This is a genomic window from Pseudomonas sp. GW822-FHT04C11 (assembly GCF_058800905.1).
Genome location: NZ_JBXAMS010000015.1, coordinates 25,462 through 43,923, shown reverse-complemented (window position 1 = coordinate 43,923; position 18,462 = coordinate 25,462). Strand labels below are relative to the sequence as shown.

Sequence of the window (18,462 nt, the reverse complement as noted above, 5' to 3'; positions counted from 1 at the left end):
GGCGCTGGTGCTCAGTCGTTATGCATCGCTCGGAGATTAAATCCCGCGATGCCAAAGTGTCGGGAACAGCGCGTGCTCCAGAGGAGCATCGGGTGCCAGGGTCTCTCGCAGTCCAGGGAAATCGGGTGAGGTGGCCCAGGGTCTGGGAGCATGCCGGACGTCATCGCCTATGACCCTTACTGAAAACGCGCGGCGGCGGTTTTGTCCTCCGACCCCGGCAGAGGCATGCAAGGTCAACATGTTAAAACACACCATGTCGCCCGGCGACAATGCCCATCCCAGGATGGGAAAATCGTCGCGATGGTTTTCGATGTCCGGTAGCTCGTCCAGGGTTCCCTCGGCAAACCATTTGGCCTGGCTGTCCATGAAAGACCGAGGCATCAACCAGGGGCCCTTGTGTGAACCCGCTATAAACTCGAGGGTCGATTCCCTGGGCACTGGATCGACGGGAATCCAGAAGCTCACGGTGTCCGAGCCACTGATGTTGTAGTAAGGCTGGTCCTGATGCCAAGGCGTGCGCTGGCGCGTATTGGGCTCCTTGACCAGCAAGTGGTCATGGTGCAGGCGCACGCGTTGGCTGTTCAACAGGGCGGCGGCAATAGGCGCGATGGCGGAGTTGAAAATGAACTTGCGATAGTGCTCATTCTCTTGCCAGTTACAAAAATCCTCGAAGAACCATCCCGGGTCGCTGGCGCTGCTCGCCACTTTTGCGCGAGGGCTGGGATGGGCAAGGTTCAATTCGATGCCTTGGGTCAGTTCGCTGATTTGCTGCGCAGAAAACGCATTGCGGATGCACACCGCGCCCTGAGTCTGGAAGGCGCGCACAATCTCGTCACTGACGGGGACGGCAAGATGAGGCTCAGCGCATTGAGTCATTTCGTTCATGGGGATTACCTCACTCGCCATAAATATCAAAGTTGAAATACTGCTTTGCAATTCGGTCGTATTGGCCTGATTGGCGAATGCCGGCAATGGCGGTATTCAGCTGCTCTCGCAGATCAGGCTCGTTTTTTCTGACACCGATTGCGACGCCATCGCCAATGATGCGTTTGTCGGTGATGGGGTCACCCGCGAAGGAAAATCCTTGACCTTGAGGCTTTTGCAATAACCCGATATCGGCCTGCACCGAGGCCTGGAACGCAGCCTCCAGGCGCCCGTTGATGAGGTCTGAAAACACCTGGTCCTGGGTTTGGTAGGAAAGGATCTCGACGCCTTGGCTGCCCCATTCCGACTTGGCAAAGCTTTCTTGCAGTGAGCCTTGAACAACGCCTACGGATTTCCCTTTCAATGACGCTGCCGTCGGCAGCAATCCGGCGTTTTTCCTGGCGACGAGAGAAGACGGCGCGGTGTAGATCTTATGGCTGAAATCGACCTGCTGGCGACGCGCCTCGGTGGCGCTGAATGCCGACAGGATCGCGTCGAATTTCTTCGCTTTCAACGCCGGGACCATGCCATCGAAGTTCTGCTCGACCCAGATGCATTTGACGCTTAATTCGGCACACAGGGCGTTGCCCAGATCGATATCAAAACCACTTAATGAACCGTCCGGCTGCTTTTGCTCGAACGGAGGATAGCTGGGGTCAACGCCGAACTTGATCACTTGTTGCGCCTGCGATAGCGGGGTGATGATCAGCCCGAACAGCATGACGGTGTATTGAAGTGTGCGTAGCTGCATGATGACCTCGTTTTTTATTGGTTTTCACGGTTTGCAGGTCTTTGCTCAAGCGTTAAGCGGTAAAAAAGCCTCGGTCAACTTGACCCAATAGCCAGCGCCACGGATCAGGATGTCGTCATTGAAGTCGTAGCGTGGGTCGTGAGCCATGCAGCTCTTTTCACCGTCGCCATTGCCGATGATCAGGTAACAGCCTGGGCATTGCTGCAGGAAATAGGCGAAATCCTCGCTGCCATTGAAGGGCACGATGTCTCTCATTACTTCGTCCTCACCGAGCCAGTCGATGGCCACCTGGCTGGCGAAGCGGGTCATTTCTTCGTCATTCACCAGCAACGGGTAGTCGGCACTGTAGTGAATCTCGGCTGTCGCGCCGAACGCTTCCGCCTGGGCGTGGATGAGGCGTTTTATCTGGCTCTCCAGACGGTCTCGGACCGCATTGTTCAGCGAGCGGACCGACATCAGCATGTGCGCGCTGTCCGGGATCACATTGGACGCCTTGCCGGCGTTAATCGCCCCGACGGTGATAACACTCATGTCCTGAGGTGAAACGTTGCGCGAGACGATTGTCTGCAAGGCCATGATGATGCTTGCGCAGACCACCACAGGGTCGACGCTCAAATGCGGCATTGCGCCGTGACCGCCTTTTCCGTGAATCGTGACATTGACCTGGTCGGCGGAGGCCATGAAGGGCCCGGCTCGGAACCCGAGTTTTCCGACGGGATAGCCAGGCATGTTGTGTGCAGCGAATACCGCATCGCAGGGGAATTTTTGTAGCACACCTTCCTGAATCATTCTTCGGGCGCCGGCCAGGCCTTCTTCGGCTGGCTGGAAAATCAGGTGTACGGTGCCATCGAACGGATGACCATGGGCAAGGGCGTATGCAGCGGCGAGGAGCATCACGGTATGCCCGTCATGGCCACACGCATGCATTTTGCCGGGTATCCGGCTCGCATAGGGGAGGCCGGTTTTCTCTAGAATAGGCAGTGCGTCCATGTCAGCCCTAATGCCGAGCACACGAGGGCTGGTACCTTTTTTAAGCGTGGCGATAACCGCGGTTTCGGCGTAGCCACGCGTCACTTCATATCCCCATCGGGTCAATCGCTCGGCGACCAGCTCACTGGTCTCGACCTCCTGATAACCGAGTTCAGGGTTGGCATGGAGATGGTGGCGGAGTTCGCGCATTTCGTGCTCGATCTCTTTTAATAGCGGCATGAACTGAGTCATTGGCAGCGTCTTTCCTTTGTGACCAGGAGGAGAAACAAATCTGTCGCCAGGGCCACATCCAACGCTATGGCTCACGACATCATGCGTTTCATCAAAATGCCTGGGCTTTTTCTGATACGGTCCTCTGGTGATGCCAGAAGCCCAGGTGGCGTTGGTCTGAGCTTAGAGGGCCAAAGCCAAGGCCAGTAGGCAATCGAAAGTGAACAAGGCAACCCTGGGTTAACACCGGTGGACACTATGAAGTTCTATCAACTCAACGCACTGGTGGCAGTGGCCGATGCAGGCAGCATTCGCGGTGCCGCAAAAAGGCTCGACACCTCGCCGGCCGCAGTCACCAAGGCGATACAGAAGCTGGAGGCAGACACCGCTACGCAATTGCTGATCCGCAATACCACCGGGATTGTGTTTACCGAACTCGGCAAGAAGCTGTTGATTCAGTCACGCTTGCTGGTGGCGCAGATGGTCAATGCCCGTCAAGTGTTGGCTGATTGCAACGGGGAACTGGTTGGACGTTTGTCGGTAGCCGTCACACCGTGGTTAGCGATGACGCTCATGCCCAAGGCAGTCGTGCGTTTTCGCCAACTGTTTCCAAACGTGCAACTTGAATTGCATGAAGGCCTTTCGTCCGTCGCCTGTCCGCGGGTGCGGGATGCGAGCGTCGATCTTTTTATCGGACGGCTTGATACCCGGTGTTCCAGCGCCGACCTGACCTATCTCCCGCTGTTCACCGCTGACTGCGCGGTGGTGGCCCGTCAGCAACATCCCTTGTCGAACTGTCGAGCCATAGAGGAATTGGCGTTGGCCGACTGGATTTTGGCGTCGCAGCAAGACGGGACGATTACAACGCAAGGGCATGTGCATTATGCCCATTCGCTATCGATCATCTTGAGTCTGCTGCGTGAAACCGACATGTTGAGCATCTTTCCTTGGCCACTGGTGGAGATTTGCGCTCAGCGAGAAGGTTTGTGCGCCTTGCCGTTGCGCGAACCGGTCAGCAGCGCCTCGGTGGGAGCCATCAGCCGAAGCGGACAGCCCCTGCGGCCGGCGGCCGAGCGGTTTCTGGAATGTCTGATCGAAACCATTCACTTCGAGATGGGGCATCCGGACTCGCCTTATCGGCGCATGTTGCAGACCGTCGATCTGCTGGTCTGATCACTGTTTTCGAAACCCTGGTTTCATCGTCACATCGCAATGACCGCTGGCGCGGCAGCGGAACCTGCAACGTCCATTTCGCGCAATCCACTCGGGTTGCCTGCCGTCATTAGCGTCACCGCAACCTCACTTTTGCCTGTCATTCGAGTACTGGAAAGTGCCTCGACTGTCGTAAAAACGACCTGTTGACGCTGAACGCGAACCCTCGTGACTTTTCTGTTGAACGACTGTTCAGCTTGGACTATGTTCGTTCCACCTTCTTCCCCGGCTGGTTGCGGGCTTGCGTTTCTTCTTCCCGAACGAGGCACTGGCATGCGGTTTTCACCCTTTGTTGAGCGGATCTCAGGCCAGGGCGTTGCTGCCTGGGATATTCACAATGCGGCGTTTGACGCCCAGCGCCGTGGCGAGGATGTCATCATCCTCAGCGTCGGGGACCCGGATTTCCCCACTCCAGACTTCATCACCGATGCCGCGGTTGATGCGCTGCGTGAGGGCGACACGCACTACACCGAAATCGCCGGTCGCCTGGCCTTGCGCGAAGCCATCGCCGCGCGATACAGCCAACTGTTCGACCGTGAGCTGCAAGCGTCAAACGTCATCAACGTGGCAGGGGCGCAGAACGCACTGTTCATCACCTCGCTGTGCTTGCTGGCTGCCGGCGACGAAGTGCTTGCCCTGGACCCGATGTACGTGACTTACGAGGCGACGCTCAAGGCCTCCGGCGCGACGCTGGTGCGGGTGCCTTGCGCGGCGGATTCGGGTTTCCGGCTCGATGCTGCGGTGCTGGCCAAGGCCATAACCCCGCGCACCCGGGCGATTTTCCTCTCCAATCCGAACAACCCCACCGGCGTGGTGCTCAACCGCGAAGAGCTGCAAGCCATCGCCGACCTCGCCATCACCCATGACCTGTGGGTTGTGGTGGATGAGGTCTATGAGAGCCTGGCGTTCGAACGCGAACATCTCAGTCTGGCGGCTTTGCCGGGCATGGCCGAGCGTTGCGTGGTCATCGGCAGCCTGTCGAAATCCCATGCCATGACCGGCTGGCGGATCGGCTGGATCGTCGCCGATGAAACCCTGGTGGCGCATGCCGAAACCCTGATGCTGAGCATGCTCTACGGCTTGCCGGGGTTTGTCATGGAGGCCGCGCTCAAGGCTGTGCAGGCCCATGAGGAGGTGACCCACGGCATGCGCGAAATCTATCGCCGTCGTCGTGATCTGGTGGTGAAAGGCTTGTCCGATTGCCCGGGTATTTCAGTGCTCACGCCCGATGCCGGCATGTTCGTGCTGGTGGACGTGCGGGGCACTGGCCTGAGTTCTCTGGAGTTCGCCTGGCGTTTGTTGCGCGAGGCGCGGGTATCGGTTCTCGATGCGGCGGCTTTCGGCGAACCGGCACAAGGCTTTGTGCGGCTCTCGTTCACGCTCGGTGAAGAACGACTGGCCCAGGCCTGCCAGCGTATTCGCGATTTTGTCCGGGTGTTGAAAGGCGAAGCGCCGCGACCGGCGATCACTCGTGTGACCAGCCAAGCGACCATTGAGCCGGTCGCGGCCAAGACCATGATCGAGGTTGATGGCCTGCACAAACGCTTCGGCAATATCGAAGTCCTCAAAGGCGTCTCCCTGACGGCCCGCGAAGGCGATGTGATCTCGCTGATCGGCGCCAGCGGCTCGGGTAAAAGTACCTTGTTGCGCTGCATCAACATGCTCGAAGTGCCGGACCAGGGACGCATTCTGGTGGACGGCGAAAGCATTCAGTTGAACTTCGAGCGTCCCGGCGCGCCGCTGGTGTCCGATGCCAAACAACTGGTACGGATCCGTTCGAGCCTGGGCATGGTGTTCCAGAACTTCAACCTCTGGCCCCATCGCACGGTGCTGGAAAACCTCATCGAAGCGCCGACTCAGGTCCTGCGTGAAAGCCGTGCGGAGGCCACTGAACGGGCCGAAGCCTTGCTTGAACGCGTCGGGCTTGCGGCCAAGCGCAACGAGTACCCGGCGTTTCTCTCCGGGGGACAGCAACAACGGGTGGCCATCGCCCGGGCCCTGGCCATGCGGCCCAAGGTCATGCTGTTCGATGAACCCACCTCGGCACTTGACCCGGAACTGGTCGGCGAAGTGCTGCGGGTGATCCGCTCTCTCGCCGAAGAAGGCCGGACCATGATCCTGGTGACCCATGAGATGGCCTTCGCACGCGATGTTTCTTCCAAAGTCGCCTACTTGCATCAAGGGTTGATCGAGGAAGCCGGTTCGCCGGACGAAGTGTTCGTACACCCACGCAGCGAACGTTGCCGGCAGTTCGTCAACGCTCATCAGACTCGCTAATAACATAAAAAAAACGGGGAACAATCATGGGAAATCGACGTTTGGCAAACTGGTTGACCGGCGTGGCCTGCGTAATGCTGGCCGGCATGAGCGCGGCACAGGCCCAGCCGATCAGGTTCGCGGTCGCCGCCGAACCGTATCCGCCGTACACCGAGAAGCAGGCCAATGGTGAATGGAAAGGCTTTGAAGTCGACCTGATCCACAAGCTGTGCAGCGAAATGAAAGCCGAGTGCGAGATCAAGGAAGTGGCGTGGGACGGGATCATCCCGTCGCTGCTGGCGAAGAAGATCGACGTGATTTTCTCTTCCATGTCGGTGACCGAAGAGCGCGAAAAACAGATCGCGTTCAGCAAGGCTTACTACGATTCGGCGATTGCGCTTGTCGGGCCCAAGGGCACGGTGGTGAACAAGTACCCGGATGACCTCAAGGGCAAGATCATCGCGGTGCAGAACTCGACGGTGAGCGCCAGCTACCTGAAGGCTTACTACGAGAAAATTGCCGACGTGAAGTATTACGACACCCAGGACTCGGCCAACGCCGACCTGATTGCCGGTCGCGTCGACCTGATGATGGCGGACGGCACGGCCATGGCGGCATTCGTCAAGACACCGGATGCCAAGGACCTGGCCTACCTGGGCACGGTGCCTTATGACCCGATCTTCGGCAAAGGCGTGGGCGCCGGTCTGCGCAAGGATGACACCGAGCTCAAGGCCAATCTCGACAAGGCGATCAAGACCCTGCTGGCGAGCAAGGACTATGACGACCTCTCCCAAAGCTACTTCGGGACCAGCGTGAAGCCCGCGTTCTAAGCGCAAATCCTATGTGAAACGCAGATCCCTGTGGGAGCCGGGCTTGCCCGCGATGAGGCCCTTGAGGCCGCCAAAAGCTTCGCGGGCAAGCCACGCTCCCACTAAGGATGAGGTGGTGTTTTCACGGCCACCGACCGGAGAGTTGAAATGCCAGCAATGTTCGAGTTGATCGATTTCAGCGAACAAGGATGGGGCAGTGCGCTGTTGAAGGGGCTCTGGATGACCCTGCAGATATCGGCCGGGGCCTTTGTGGTCGGGCTGTTCATTGGCCTGGTGGTGGCCTGTCTCAAGTTGAATGCGCCCAAACCGATTGCGGCACTGATGCGTGGCTACACCACATTGTTCCGGGCAGTTCCGGAGTTGTTGCTGATCCTGTTGCTGTACTACGTCGGTTCCATGCTCCTCAATTCGCTGATGGCCCGGATGGGTTACGGCGCGATGGATGTCAGCGGTCCTCTGGCGGCAATCCTGGTGCTGGGCCTGGTGCAAGGCGCCTATGCCTCGGAGATTTTTCGGGCAGCGATCCAGGCGATTCCCTTTGGTCAGATCGAGGCGGCGAGGGCGTTCGGCCAGAGTGGGTTCGGACTGTTCCGGCGCGTAACGCTGCCGATCATGGCGCCCTATGCGATGGCCGGGATGGCCAACCTGTGGATCAACCTGATCAAGGACAGTGCATTGATCAGCGTGGTCGGCACCAACGAGCTGTTGTACACCGCCAAGCAAGGGGCGGGTTCGACGCGTCACTACCTGTTGTTCTACCTCACGGCCGCGGCGATGTATTACGTGGTGACGTTGGTGTCCAACTACCTGTCGGGACGGCTTGAGCGACGTACTCGTCGCTGGATGCCTTTGGCTGAGTGAATGAAATGATTCCAGCGTGGATAGTTGAATACGCGGCGCTGTTGGGCCGAGGGCTGCAAACGAGCATCACCCTGCTGTTGTTTGCCAGTGCGTTCGGTTTTGTGCTGGCGGTGCTGGTGGCGCTGGCCCGGATCTCGAAGAATAACGTCATCGCCAAGGCCAGCCTGTTCTACACCAGCGTGTTTCGCGGGACACCGTTGCTGATCCAGATCTACATCTTCTATTACGGGCTTGGCAGTCTGTTTGCGCAGTTTCCGCTGATCCGTGGCAGTTTTCTCTGGCCTTATCTGCGTGACGGCTACTGGTACATCGTGTTCGCCCTGGTGCTGTCGGTGGGGGCCTATGTGGGCGAAGTGATTCGCGGCGGCCTGCTGGCGGTGCCAAAGGGTGAAATGGAAGCCGCCTCGGCGTTTGGCATGACCCCGCGCCAGTCCTTGCTGCGGGTGCGCTTGCCACGGGCCATGCGGTTGCTGTTGCCGACATTGGCCGGGGAGACCGTGATGTTGCTGAAGTCCACGGCGCTGGCCTCGACCATCGCGGTGATCGATCTGCTGGGCGCCGCCAACGTGGTCCGTGCCCAGACCCTGCAAGTCTATCAACCGTTGCTGCTGGTGGCCGGGGTGTATGTCTGCCTGACGTTCCTGATCGAGGCGCTGTTCGCCTTTGCCGAACGGCGCGGGACGCCGCTGCGCAGGGCGGTGTAATGAGCGCGCCACGGGTTGACCGGTCGTTGCAGGGCATCGGCCTGTGCACCTTGGGTTACGCATTTCTGGCGTTGCAGGATGCGAGCATCAAGTGGTTGGTGGCCGACTACTCGGTGGTCAGCATCCTGTTCTGGCGCAGCCTCGTGGTGGTACTCGCCTGTCTGCTGGCCGGACGCCTGCGGCTGGTTCAACGGGCCTGGCGTTCACCGAGCCGGCGCTTGCTGGTGGTGCGCGGGTTGCTGTCGCTTGTTGCCTGGCTGCTGTATTACACGGCAGCCCGGGACCTGACTCTGGCGGAGATGACCACGCTGTATTTTTCGGCGCCGATCATGGTCACGGTGCTGGCGGTCGTCATCCTCAAGGAACGTGCCAGCGGCTGGCAGTGGTTCACCCTGGTCATCGGCTTTGTCGGCGTGATGATTGCCTGTCGCCCCAGCAATATGACCGAGCCCTTGCCGATCGTGCTGACGCTGTTGGCAGCGATGTGCTGGGCTTTCACCTACATCCAGTTGCGGCAGGTGGATGACCAGACGTCAGTGCTGGAACAGATGCTGATCACCAATGGGGTGTTTGTCATTTGCATGATGCTGGCGTTGCCTTGGACCCACACTCCGTCGCCGACTTCGGCCTGGCTGGGGATGCTCGGTGCCGGGTTGGTGGGCGGTATCGGGCAGTTCTTGCTGTTCGCCAGTTTTCAGCGGGCCACGGCGATTTTGCTGGCGCCGTTCGAGTACACCGGGTTGGTCTGGGCGTTCCTGCTATCGAACCTGGTCTGGGGCACGCTGATGGATGAGTCGCTGATGATCGGCGCCGGGCTGATCGCGGTCAGCGGCACCTTGGCGATGATCGTTGGCCGTCACCCGGCACAAGACGTCGTCGGCGCCGAATGCTCCGTGACCCAACCCCTTTATCCCGCAACGACAGCCAGGGAGCTCGTTGGCGGGGTTGAAGGTTTCGGGGTTCAGGCATCCCTCGATCCAGAGTCCGTCGAGCGTCGGGGTCAACAGTCATGATGAGAGGACACACGTATGGCGCAGGACATTTCGTTCGCGGTTCGGAACAATAACGGCGACGCGGTACGGGTCGGCGTGTGGCGATTCGAGGGCAATGGCGACGGGCCGAAAGTGCACCTGCAGGCGGGGGTTCACGCCGATGAAATCGCCGGGATGCTGGTCCTGCACCTGTTGATGCAGCGGCTCCAGGTCGCCGAGGCCGAGGGCCGCCTCAAGGGCAGTGTGACCGTGGTGCCACAGGCCAATCCCCTGGGCATCGGACAGTTTCGCCAAGGGCGAATACTCGGTCGGTTTCACGACGCCACGGGCCATAATTTCAACCGTTCATTCGACCAGTCGACAGCCATGGCCCGACCTTCGACTCCTGTCCAGGCCTGGCAAAAAAGCCTGGTACAACTGGCGGCCACGGCGGACTTGATGCTCGATCTGCACACCGATGACGAGGCACTACCGTACTTCTATGTTCACCGCAGTTTCTGGCCACGTGGCCGTGAACTGGCGGCGGCGATGAAGATGGAAGTGGCAATCATCTGGGATGACGGTGGCGATGGCTCCTTCGAGGAAACCATCATTGCGCCCTGGCTGCGCGATGGCGTCACGGACCAGCACCTGGCGGCGACCCTGGAATTGCGCGGGCAGGGCGATGTCAGCGACCGGTTCGCCGAGCAGGATGCTGCGGGGCTGTACGCCTGGCTTTGCGCGTGCGGTGTGATCGATGAGCCGCTGCCGCCAGGCGATTGGCCTGTCGAGGCGATAGAGATGAGCCACATGGAGACCATTCTCGCGCCGCAGCCCGGGGTGCTGATCTTTGAAAAGGAGCTGGGCGATTTCGTCGAAGAAGGGCAGCGGTTTGCGCGGATTCTGGGGCGCCCGGGTGATCCATCTTCCGAAGTGTTGCTGTTTGCCGAGCAAGCGGGGCGGATGGTGACACGCTATCGGGACCGGCTTGTGCAACAGGGCATGGTGGTGGCGAAGTTCACCGGAGCCCGGGTGTCGCGCAACTGGAGCGGAGGATTGCTGGACCCGAATTAGCAGGGGTAAGCGCCAGCCTTCCGAATCGGTATGTGTTTGCCCCCCAGAGAAGTAGCACCTGACCTGGCAATCAATGAACCGACTCCGGGTCCGTCAAGAAATCAATCAGCGCTCTGACTTTCATCGGTAGATAGCGGGCATGGGGATACAGCAACATGAAGGGGCGGGTAGCGCCACCAAACTCCCCGAGTACCTCGACCAGTTCACCGCTTTCGATTTGCGCCTGAACGGTAAACCGGTACGCCTGCACGATCCCGGCGCCGTGTCTGGCCATCGTGATCGTTGCCAGATAATCCTCAAGGCAGGTGGTATTTCCAGAGGTGTTCACGCTCACCGACCGTTGATCGACGATGAAGGTCCACGGCACATTCCTTCCGCTGCTGGGCAGTTCAAATTGAATGCAATCGTGTGATTCCAGGTCCGACAGTGCCTGCGGAATGCCATGCTGCCGAAGGTACTCGGGAGAGGCTACGACCACCAGCTCCGCATTCTCGAGTGTGCGCGCAATCAGCGCCGAGTCATCGGGCGCTCGACCACGGATCGCCAGATCGTAACCTTCCTCAGCGAAATCGATGTTCCGGTTGCTGACGTGCACGACTACCTTGACCAGTGGATAGCGTCGACGAAACTCGGCAAGGCGCGGTAACAGTCGAAAATGCGCATAGGGTGTCGGTGCGCTGATGCGCAATTCCCCTGAGGGCGCCTGCTGCTGGCCCGTCACTTTACGTTCCGCGTCAACCAGTTGAGTCAACGCTTGCCGGCATTGCTCGTAATAGACCCGACCTGCCTCGGTCAGGCGTATCTGCCGGGTGGTGCGTACAAACAAGCGCACCGCCAGACGCTCCTCCAGGCGTGACACCGAGCGGCTCACGGCGGCGGGCGTCACGCCGGCTGCCTGTGCAGCGGCAGTGAAACTTTCAAACTCAACGGCTAAACAGAACAGCTCAATGCTGCCGAGTTGCACATCGTCAAAATGCCGGGGCATCGCATCTCTCGATTAATTACATCAGGTATCAAGTAGGCGGCGTAACACGCTATCTATCCCCTGTATGACGGAAAAGTAAAGTGACCTCGGATCAACCGGAAAACCGATCCGAACCTGCTGCCAGGCAGAGTTGGCGGTAAGCACCGACCAGTTGATCCTGCGTGAACGCGCGATTTCGTCCACTGGGATTGGGCAGGACCCAGACCGAGGCATTACCAAAGGTCTTTGACTGAAGCCCCCATGCAATTTCTCGTTGACCGGATAATGCGCTGTATGCGGCTTTCCCGAGAAACGCCACAAAACGTGGTGCATAACGTGCGATCTTTTGTTCAAAGTCCGCAGCGGCAGCGATGAACTCATGTGTAGACAGCTGATCCGCCCGCGCCGTTGGCCGTTCGACCACTGCGGTTAACCCACACTGATACTGCAAGATCGTCTGATCGTGTTCCGGGCGTACTTCCTCCGGCGTAAAACCGGCGAGATGCAGTGTGCGCCAGAAGCGATTGCCGCGACCCGCAAAATGATGCCCCTGGGCGGCGGCCGTCATGCCCGGATTGATGCCACAGAAAATCACGGCAAGCTGCTCGGCAAGAATATCTTCGAGTCTTTCACCCGCCATAAAACCTCTCAACCGCAGATCACGCTGACCGCATTGCGTGCAAGTTCCGTTAATTCTTCGCGGGATTTGCCCGCCCGAGCACGTATCGAAATGCTGTGCAGCAGGGATGACGCGAGTACGGCAAGGGCTGCAGGGTCGGCATCGCTTTTCAACTCGCCGGAATCGATTGCGGCTCGTAGACGCGTTTCGAGTTCAGCATCGAGCCTACTCAGTCGATCCGAAAGCACGTCGCGTATTTCAGCATCCTCGACGGCCTCGGTAGTCGCCGTACCAATCGCAAAGCAGCCACGCGGTTGGCCTTCGCCCGAGAAGTAGATCGACAACTGCCCCTCATAGAAACGCATCAACGCCTGCTCCAGCGTCAGCGTGTTGTCCGTCAGCGCCTCATGCATGGCCGCCGCGGCAAATTCCCAATACTGCTCAAGCGCTTTGATGTAGAGCGCGTGCTTGTCACCGAATGCCGCATAGAGGCTTGGGCGATTCATGCCGGCCGCCGTTGCGATGCTATCCAGAGACGCGCCGGAATATCCGGTGCTCCAGAAAACCCCAAGCGCCTGCTGCAGCGCTGTCTGCGGGTCATACGCGCGAGGGCGGCCACGGCCTTTGCCCTCTGCAGTTTTATTTTGTGCCATGTTGTACAAATTCCTTGAATGAAGGTGAGTCACGGCATATTCTTACATCATCGCACAAAATTAAGGAACCAGAAGTTCCTGAATTTCAGGTTTGTTGCAGCGGAGCTCGAACTGGGTGTTGCGGCGATGAAACAGGTGCGGCAGAGCGATCCTCCTGACGCACACGAGATTGATTCCTCACAGCAATTATTGACATCAGGGGCGCAGGCGATCGTTGCCCGTGTTAGCCCGATTTCCCGGTTAAAGGTGTATTCGATCATGACCAGACAGTTCGACATTCCAGCTTCGCAAACCTTCGAGCACCCAGGGCCGAACCAGGCCGACAGGCCCATCAAGAAACCGTTTAAAGAGAAGTTGCGACCACTCCTTATGGTGGGCGTTCCTGCTCTCGTCGCAGCGGTTGGGTACTCACACTATGTGACGGGCGAGCCCTACGTTTCGACCGATAACGCCTATGCCCGAGTAGCGAAGGCGTCGATCAACGCCCGCGTTTCCGGACAAGTTGTCGAAATCGCGGTCGAGGACAATCAGCCTGTTCGCAAGGGCCAGGTGCTGTTTCGGATCAACCCGGAGCCGTTCCAGATCGCGATTAACCGCGCAGAAGCACAGCTGAGCGTCGCGCGGCTTCGCATCGATGGACTCAAGGCAAGCTACCGCCAGCAGCAGGCGGAACTGCAATCGGCCAAAGAGTCGGCGGATTTCGACCAGCGGGAATTTGCCCGCAAGAAAGCCCTGGTCGCCACCGAGTTCGTCTCGCGCGCCATTTACGAACGTGCAGACACCGACCTTAAAGTTGCCCGGCAACGAATAGCGTCGATCGAACAGCAGATCGCCAGCACGGTCGTTGCCTTGAACGGCAATCCGGACATCGAAGCCGATAAACACCCGATGGTTCGCGAGGCCAAGGCTCAGCTCGACGAAGCGCAGCTTTATCTCTCGTACGCGACGGTGTATGCGCCGCAGGATGGCATCGTGGCCAAGGTCGACGATTTGCAGGTTGGCAACTACGTCAACAGCGGTGCGCCGGCCTTTGCTTTGCTGTCCGATCGCCAGATCTGGGTTGAGGCCAACTTTCGCGAAACGGAAGTGACCCATATGAGTCGGGGCCAGGAAGCAACCATCAGTGTCGATACGTACCCTGATCACGTATTCAAAGCCCACGTGACCAGTATGAGTCCGGGTGCCGGGTCGGATTTCGCGCTGCTGCCACCGGAAAATGCGACCGGCAACTGGGTCAAGGTTGTCCAGCGGGTACCGGTTCGACTCGAACTCGATGAAGTGGATCCTGCTCTGCCGCTTTTCTCGGGTACCAGTGCCACGGTCAAAGTCGACACCGGGTATCGCACGCCATGGTGGCACCCACTCAAGGCTCTGTTGACCGCAGGTACCGACCGATGAACGCCAGTCTTGCTGGAAACCCGGCGGGAGAGGGCTCGCGCACGCTCAGGTTCGCCGCATTGCTCGCGACCTATATGCAGTCGGCGAACCTGCCTCTGCCGAATGCGGCACTGAGGTTTATTCAGGGCGCCATATCGATGACCGATGACCAGGCTGGCTGGGTATTCACTTCATACCTCGCGGCGAGCGCCATAACGCTGCCGATTGCGCAGTGGCTCGCCGGACGCTACGGCCTGAAAGTTGTGTATCAAGCCGCGATAGCCTTGTTCGTCCTTGGCTTGTTGCTCGCCATGCAGGCAACGACTCCGCTGGAGTTCGTCGGTGCGCGCATCATTCAAGGCGCCGCGAGTGGCTTGCTGGCACCGCTTTCGATGGCCATTGCAATGGAGACACTGCCACCTGCGCGGCGCGCGAAATTCGCTTCGATGTTCACGGCCATTGTGCTCTTGGGCATCGTCAGCGGCCCGAGTATCGGTGGCTGGGTCTGCGAGCATTACGACTGGCGCTCGATTTTCTCCATCAGCCTTCCGCTAACGGCGTTTATTTTCGTGGTGGTGACGTTGTTGCTGGCCGAAAAAAAGGCCGAGAAAAGTCCGCCTTTCGACTTCTTCGGCGTCGGCACCTTCACGCTGGGAATGATCGGGTTGCAAATGCTGCTCGACCGCGGCGAGCGTCTGGACTGGTTCGCTTCGCCCGAGATCTGGCTGGAAGCGCTGGCAGGTGCACTGGGGCTCTACCTGTTCGTTGTTCATGTGCTGACCGCGAAGGTGCATTTCCTCAGCAAGAATTTGTTCAAAGACCGCAATTTCGTGCTGTCGACGATCATCTTTTTCGCACTGGGTTTTGTGCTGTTGCCAACGATGGCCCTGACATCGCCGATGCTGGATGAAATTCTCGGATACCCACCTGACACGACCGGCTACCTGACGATACCGCGAGGTGTCGGGCTTATCGGTGCATTTCTGCTGATGGGCCGGGTTCCTGCTCGGATCGACTCGCGACTCTTTGTTGCCGTGGGCGTGGCGCTGGTGGCGTATGCCAACTGGCTGATGCTTGGCTATTCGCCGTTGATGGACTGGTGGCCCGTGGCGGTGGCCGGTGCACTCCAGGGTATCGGCCTCGGCATCTTGATGCCGGCGATCAGTAAGGTGGCTTTCAGCACGCTCGATCCCAGGTTCCGTCCGGAAGGTACCGGTTTTTTCAATCTGGCCCGTGTCTACGGCAGCACCCTCGGTGTTGCGGTCGTGCAAGTGTTCTTCTTCAACAACACGCAAACAATGCATGTGGCGCTGGCAAGCCATCTGACGCCTTATCGCGCCGCGGCACATTCCATGACGGCGTCGACGTCCTTGCAAGCACTCGGGGGGCTTAACGAAATGATCACCGGCCAGGCGGCTTTTATCGCGGTTATCGGCCAGTTCAAGATTTTGATGCTGGCGATGCTGGTGGTGAGCCCACTGGTTGTCTTTCTTCGCAAACCCGTTCCGACCAACTAGTTTTCGTGGAGTCTGCCCAATGAAATCCAATACGTTCGTACTCAACAGACAGCAGTTCCCAACGACGGTCGGTGCGGTGTCGGCGCTTATGTTTCTGTCCGCCTGTACCGTCGGCCCTGACTATAAAGAGCCCGCGCAGAGCCTGTCGCAGCACTATGATCAACAGGCCGAGCAGCGTCTTGGCGAGGGCGGCAACAAGGTTGCTGAGCAGCACATTGAGCTTGGCAAGAAGGTCAGCGGTGACTGGTGGTCTGCCTTCCATTCGCCGAAGCTCGACAAGGTTGTACGTCGGGCAATCGACGGCAATCTTGAGCTCGTGGCGGCGGATGCGACGATCCGCCAAGCGGCATCCTCTGTTGCCGCGGCGGAGGGGGCACTGTATCCGCAGGTCGATTTTGGCGCTCAGGCCGGCCGCCAACGGACCCACAACGGCCCCGAGCCAAGCGTCTCCAATTTCTACTCGATTGGGCCACGGGTTGGCTTCGACCTTGACGCTTTTGGCGGTACCAAGCGGCTGGTCGAGCAGCAGGAAGCGTTTACGAGTCTGCAGAAACATCGCTACGAAGCGGCGTACCTGACCCTGACCGGCGATGTTGCGAGCCAGGCGTTGTTGGTTGCTTCGGCAAACGCGCAGATGGAAGCCGTCGATAAACTGCTCGCCAATGACGCGAAGAACCTCGAACTCGTGCGCATGGCGCACACCAATGGCACCACCACGCAGATCGACGTTTCGCTGGCCGAGACGCGGCTTGCTCAGGATCGCACGCTGTTGCCGCCCCTCGCTCAACAGCGTGATTCGGCCCGGCATGCTTTGTCGGTCCTGACGGGAAAAGGCCCGGGAGACTGGGTCGCCCCGGACTTCAATCTCTCCGAGTTTGCCTTGCCGTCAAGCGTGCCAGTCAGCTTGCCCTCGGAAATGGCCCACGACCGGCCGGATGTACTGCAAGCAGAAGCTGAATTGCACATGGCCAGCGCCGCCGTCGGGGTCGCGACAGCCAATCTCTATCCCCATGTAACGCTGTCCGCGTCTCTTGCCCAGGCGGCTTCAGGCAATGGCGGCGCTGCACTTTGGAGTCTTGCTGCGGGGCTGGCGGGGCCGATCTTCGATGGCGGCACGCTCAAGGCTGAACGTCAGGCAGCTGTCGACGGCTACAAGGCGACACTCGCCGGCTACCAGCAAACGGTTATTCAATCCTTTGGCCAGGTCGCAGACACGCTGCAGGCAATCAACCATGACTCGGAAGAAAACCTGGCGCAGGAGGACGCATTACGCGCCGCCGAAACCAGTTTTCGCTTGAACCAGCAAGCTTACGCGCAAGGCGAGAACAGCATTCTCCAGGTACTGGAAGCGGAACGTGCCTATGAGCAGGCGTTACTCGGTCAACTCAGAGTGAAGACGGCGCAGTACCTCGACACGGTGCGGTTGTATGTGGCGCTCGGCGGTAATTCGGTGGGTGTGTCCGAGCAACGCGTTGCCAGTCGCGAAGCGCCGAAAACTGTTTATCAATAGCGGCTGCGTTTTACCAGAGACCACTATCGCCATTGCGGCTGTGGCCCCAGACATCGGAGTAAAGACATGTCATACGAAGCGTTTCACGATGAACTTCGCGATACAAAATTCCCTCTTGTCCACGGATCGGGTGCGATGCCAGCCGTTGGATTTGGCACGCTGTTCCGGGATCTGAGCGTGACAACACAAGCCATCAAGCACGCGCTGGAAACAGGCTTTCGCCATTTCGATTGTGCAGAGCGCTATCGAAACGAAGACAAGGTCGGAGTGGCCATAAAGGAATTCCTGGAGACTGGTAAGGTCCGGCGCGAAGACTTGTTTATTACCACAAAGCTGTGGAACACCAACCATCGCCCCGAGCGGGTTCTGCCGGCTTTTGAAGCCAGCTGCCGGCGACTTCAAGTGGATTACATCGATTGCTACCTCGTCCACACGCCCTTTGCCTTTCAGCCGGGCGAAGACCAGGAACCAAGAGACGAGCAGGGGAGAATCATTTACGACTCCGGCGTGACATTAATCGAGACTTGGCGAGCACTTGAGCGTCTGGTTGATGAGGGGCGGTGCAAGTCCATCGGGTTATCCGACATTACACTGCAGGCATTACAAGAGATTGTGGCAGTGGCCCGGATAAAACCTGCCGTCGTGCAGGTTGAATCGCATCCTTATCTGCCTGAATGGGAACTGCTCGAGTTTTGTCGGCAGCATGGAATTATCGTCCTTGCGTTTGCACCACTGGGGCATGGCATGCAGCCGAATGTACTGGAAGATGCGGTGATCACAGGCGTCGCCCGGCGCTTGCAACAGACCCCGGCTCAAGTTGCATTGGCCTGGTCTGTACAACGTGGCGTGGCGTTCCTGACCACGTCTGCAACGTTGAGCCATATCCAGGAAAACTTTGCGATTTCTACCCTGCCTCACAGGGCCATGCTTGAAATCAAGGAAGATATTACGACCCGGGTACGATTCAACTCGGTGGTGGAAACCGGTGTGCCCGGATTTATTCCGGGCAAGAAGTAACGTGCGACAAGGGGGATGGTCT

The 18,462-nt window shown here is 58.9% G+C and carries 17 protein-coding genes; 11 read left to right on the top strand and 6 right to left on the bottom strand.

Going from position 1 to position 18,462, the window contains the following annotated elements; all coding sequences use genetic code 11:
• Nucleotides 1–36 precede the first annotated feature (36 nt).
• From AC1RJ3_RS22020 to AC1RJ3_RS22010, 3 genes are read right to left on the bottom strand one after another with little or no spacing between them, the layout of a single operon-like run.
• Entirely contained in the window at nt 37–885 is an 849-nt protein-coding gene (locus AC1RJ3_RS22020; protein ID WP_493080492.1) for a phytanoyl-CoA dioxygenase family protein, read from the bottom strand.
• Between the two features lie 10 nt (nt 886–895).
• The gene (locus AC1RJ3_RS22015) at nt 896–1,675 is read right to left on the bottom strand and encodes an ABC transporter substrate-binding protein (protein WP_493080490.1); all 780 of its coding nucleotides are present in this window, start codon (nt 1,673–1,675) and stop codon (nt 896–898) included.
• Nucleotides 1,676–1,720: 45 nt separating this feature from the next.
• On the bottom strand, nt 1,721–2,896 hold the full coding sequence (locus AC1RJ3_RS22010) for a M20 aminoacylase family protein (RefSeq protein ID WP_347927121.1): 1,176 nt from the start codon (nt 2,894–2,896) through the stop codon (nt 1,721–1,723).
• A 237-nt stretch (nt 2,897–3,133) separates the two neighbouring features.
• Here AC1RJ3_RS22010 and AC1RJ3_RS22005 point away from each other — a divergent pair, with 237 nt between their 5' ends.
• The 7 genes from AC1RJ3_RS22005 (at nt 3,134) to AC1RJ3_RS21975 (ending at nt 10,783) form a co-directional block, all read left to right on the top strand.
• Nucleotides 3,134–4,048: a LysR family transcriptional regulator gene (locus tag AC1RJ3_RS22005; protein WP_493080488.1), complete on the top strand. Its 915-nt coding sequence runs from the start codon at nt 3,134–3,136 to the stop codon at nt 4,046–4,048.
• Nucleotides 4,049–4,360: 312 nt separating this feature from the next.
• Nucleotides 4,361–6,364: an aminotransferase class I/II-fold pyridoxal phosphate-dependent enzyme gene (locus AC1RJ3_RS22000; RefSeq protein ID WP_493080486.1), complete on the top strand. Its 2,004-nt coding sequence runs from the start codon at nt 4,361–4,363 to the stop codon at nt 6,362–6,364.
• A 26-nt stretch (nt 6,365–6,390) separates the two neighbouring features.
• The gene (locus tag AC1RJ3_RS21995; RefSeq protein ID WP_493080484.1) at nt 6,391–7,173 is read left to right on the top strand and encodes a transporter substrate-binding domain-containing protein; all 783 of its coding nucleotides are present in this window, start codon (nt 6,391–6,393) and stop codon (nt 7,171–7,173) included.
• A gap of 147 nt (nt 7,174–7,320) precedes the next feature.
• Nucleotides 7,321–8,034 (top strand): ABC transporter permease, encoded by a 714-nt coding sequence (locus AC1RJ3_RS21990; protein ID WP_054597921.1) that lies wholly within the window; start codon nt 7,321–7,323, stop codon nt 8,032–8,034.
• Nucleotides 8,035–8,039: 5 nt separating this feature from the next.
• Nucleotides 8,040–8,738, top strand: a complete 699-nt coding sequence (locus AC1RJ3_RS21985) for an ABC transporter permease (RefSeq protein ID WP_054598369.1) — start codon at nt 8,040–8,042, stop codon at nt 8,736–8,738.
• A complete protein-coding gene (locus tag AC1RJ3_RS21980; RefSeq protein ID WP_493080481.1) occupies nt 8,738–9,751 on the top strand; it encodes a DMT family transporter in 1,014 nt (337 codons plus the stop codon). The genes AC1RJ3_RS21985 and AC1RJ3_RS21980 overlap by 1 nt, the downstream gene beginning before the upstream one ends.
• A 15-nt stretch (nt 9,752–9,766) precedes the next feature.
• Nucleotides 9,767–10,783 carry a M14 family metallopeptidase gene (locus tag AC1RJ3_RS21975; RefSeq protein WP_493080479.1) on the top strand — a complete coding sequence of 339 codons (1,017 nt, stop codon included), beginning with the start codon at nt 9,767–9,769 and terminating at the stop codon, nt 10,781–10,783.
• Nucleotides 10,784–10,853: 70 nt separating this feature from the next.
• Here AC1RJ3_RS21975 and AC1RJ3_RS21970 read toward each other — a convergent pair whose 3' ends face one another.
• The 3 genes from AC1RJ3_RS21970 to AC1RJ3_RS21960 form a co-directional block, all read right to left on the bottom strand.
• The gene (locus tag AC1RJ3_RS21970) at nt 10,854–11,768 is read right to left on the bottom strand and encodes a LysR family transcriptional regulator (protein ID WP_493080477.1); all 915 of its coding nucleotides are present in this window, start codon (nt 11,766–11,768) and stop codon (nt 10,854–10,856) included.
• A 91-nt stretch (nt 11,769–11,859) separates the two neighbouring features.
• The gene (gene mug, locus AC1RJ3_RS21965) at nt 11,860–12,387 is read right to left on the bottom strand and encodes a G/U mismatch-specific DNA glycosylase (RefSeq protein WP_493080475.1); all 528 of its coding nucleotides are present in this window, start codon (nt 12,385–12,387) and stop codon (nt 11,860–11,862) included.
• Nucleotides 12,388–12,395: 8 nt separating this feature from the next.
• On the bottom strand, nt 12,396–13,019 hold the full coding sequence (locus tag AC1RJ3_RS21960) for a TetR/AcrR family transcriptional regulator (protein WP_489110389.1): 624 nt from the start codon (nt 13,017–13,019) through the stop codon (nt 12,396–12,398).
• A gap of 258 nt (nt 13,020–13,277) precedes the next feature.
• Between AC1RJ3_RS21960 and AC1RJ3_RS21955 the strand changes: the two genes are divergently transcribed.
• The 4 genes from AC1RJ3_RS21955 to AC1RJ3_RS21940 all read left to right on the top strand — a co-directional run bounded on the left by AC1RJ3_RS21955 (nt 13,278) and on the right by AC1RJ3_RS21940 (nt 18,440).
• Nucleotides 13,278–14,417, top strand: a complete 1,140-nt coding sequence (locus AC1RJ3_RS21955; RefSeq protein ID WP_493080629.1) for an HlyD family secretion protein — start codon at nt 13,278–13,280, stop codon at nt 14,415–14,417.
• On the top strand, nt 14,414–15,913 hold the full coding sequence (locus AC1RJ3_RS21950) for a DHA2 family efflux MFS transporter permease subunit (protein ID WP_493080473.1): 1,500 nt from the start codon (nt 14,414–14,416) through the stop codon (nt 15,911–15,913). Before AC1RJ3_RS21955 ends, AC1RJ3_RS21950 begins: the two co-directional genes overlap by 4 nt.
• Before the next feature lie 19 nt (nt 15,914–15,932).
• Nucleotides 15,933–17,423, top strand: a complete 1,491-nt coding sequence (locus AC1RJ3_RS21945; RefSeq protein ID WP_493080627.1) for an efflux transporter outer membrane subunit — start codon at nt 15,933–15,935, stop codon at nt 17,421–17,423.
• Nucleotides 17,424–17,489: 66 nt separating this feature from the next.
• Nucleotides 17,490–18,440, top strand: a complete 951-nt coding sequence (locus tag AC1RJ3_RS21940) for an aldo/keto reductase (RefSeq protein ID WP_493080470.1) — start codon at nt 17,490–17,492, stop codon at nt 18,438–18,440.
• Nucleotides 18,441–18,462 lie beyond the last annotated feature (22 nt).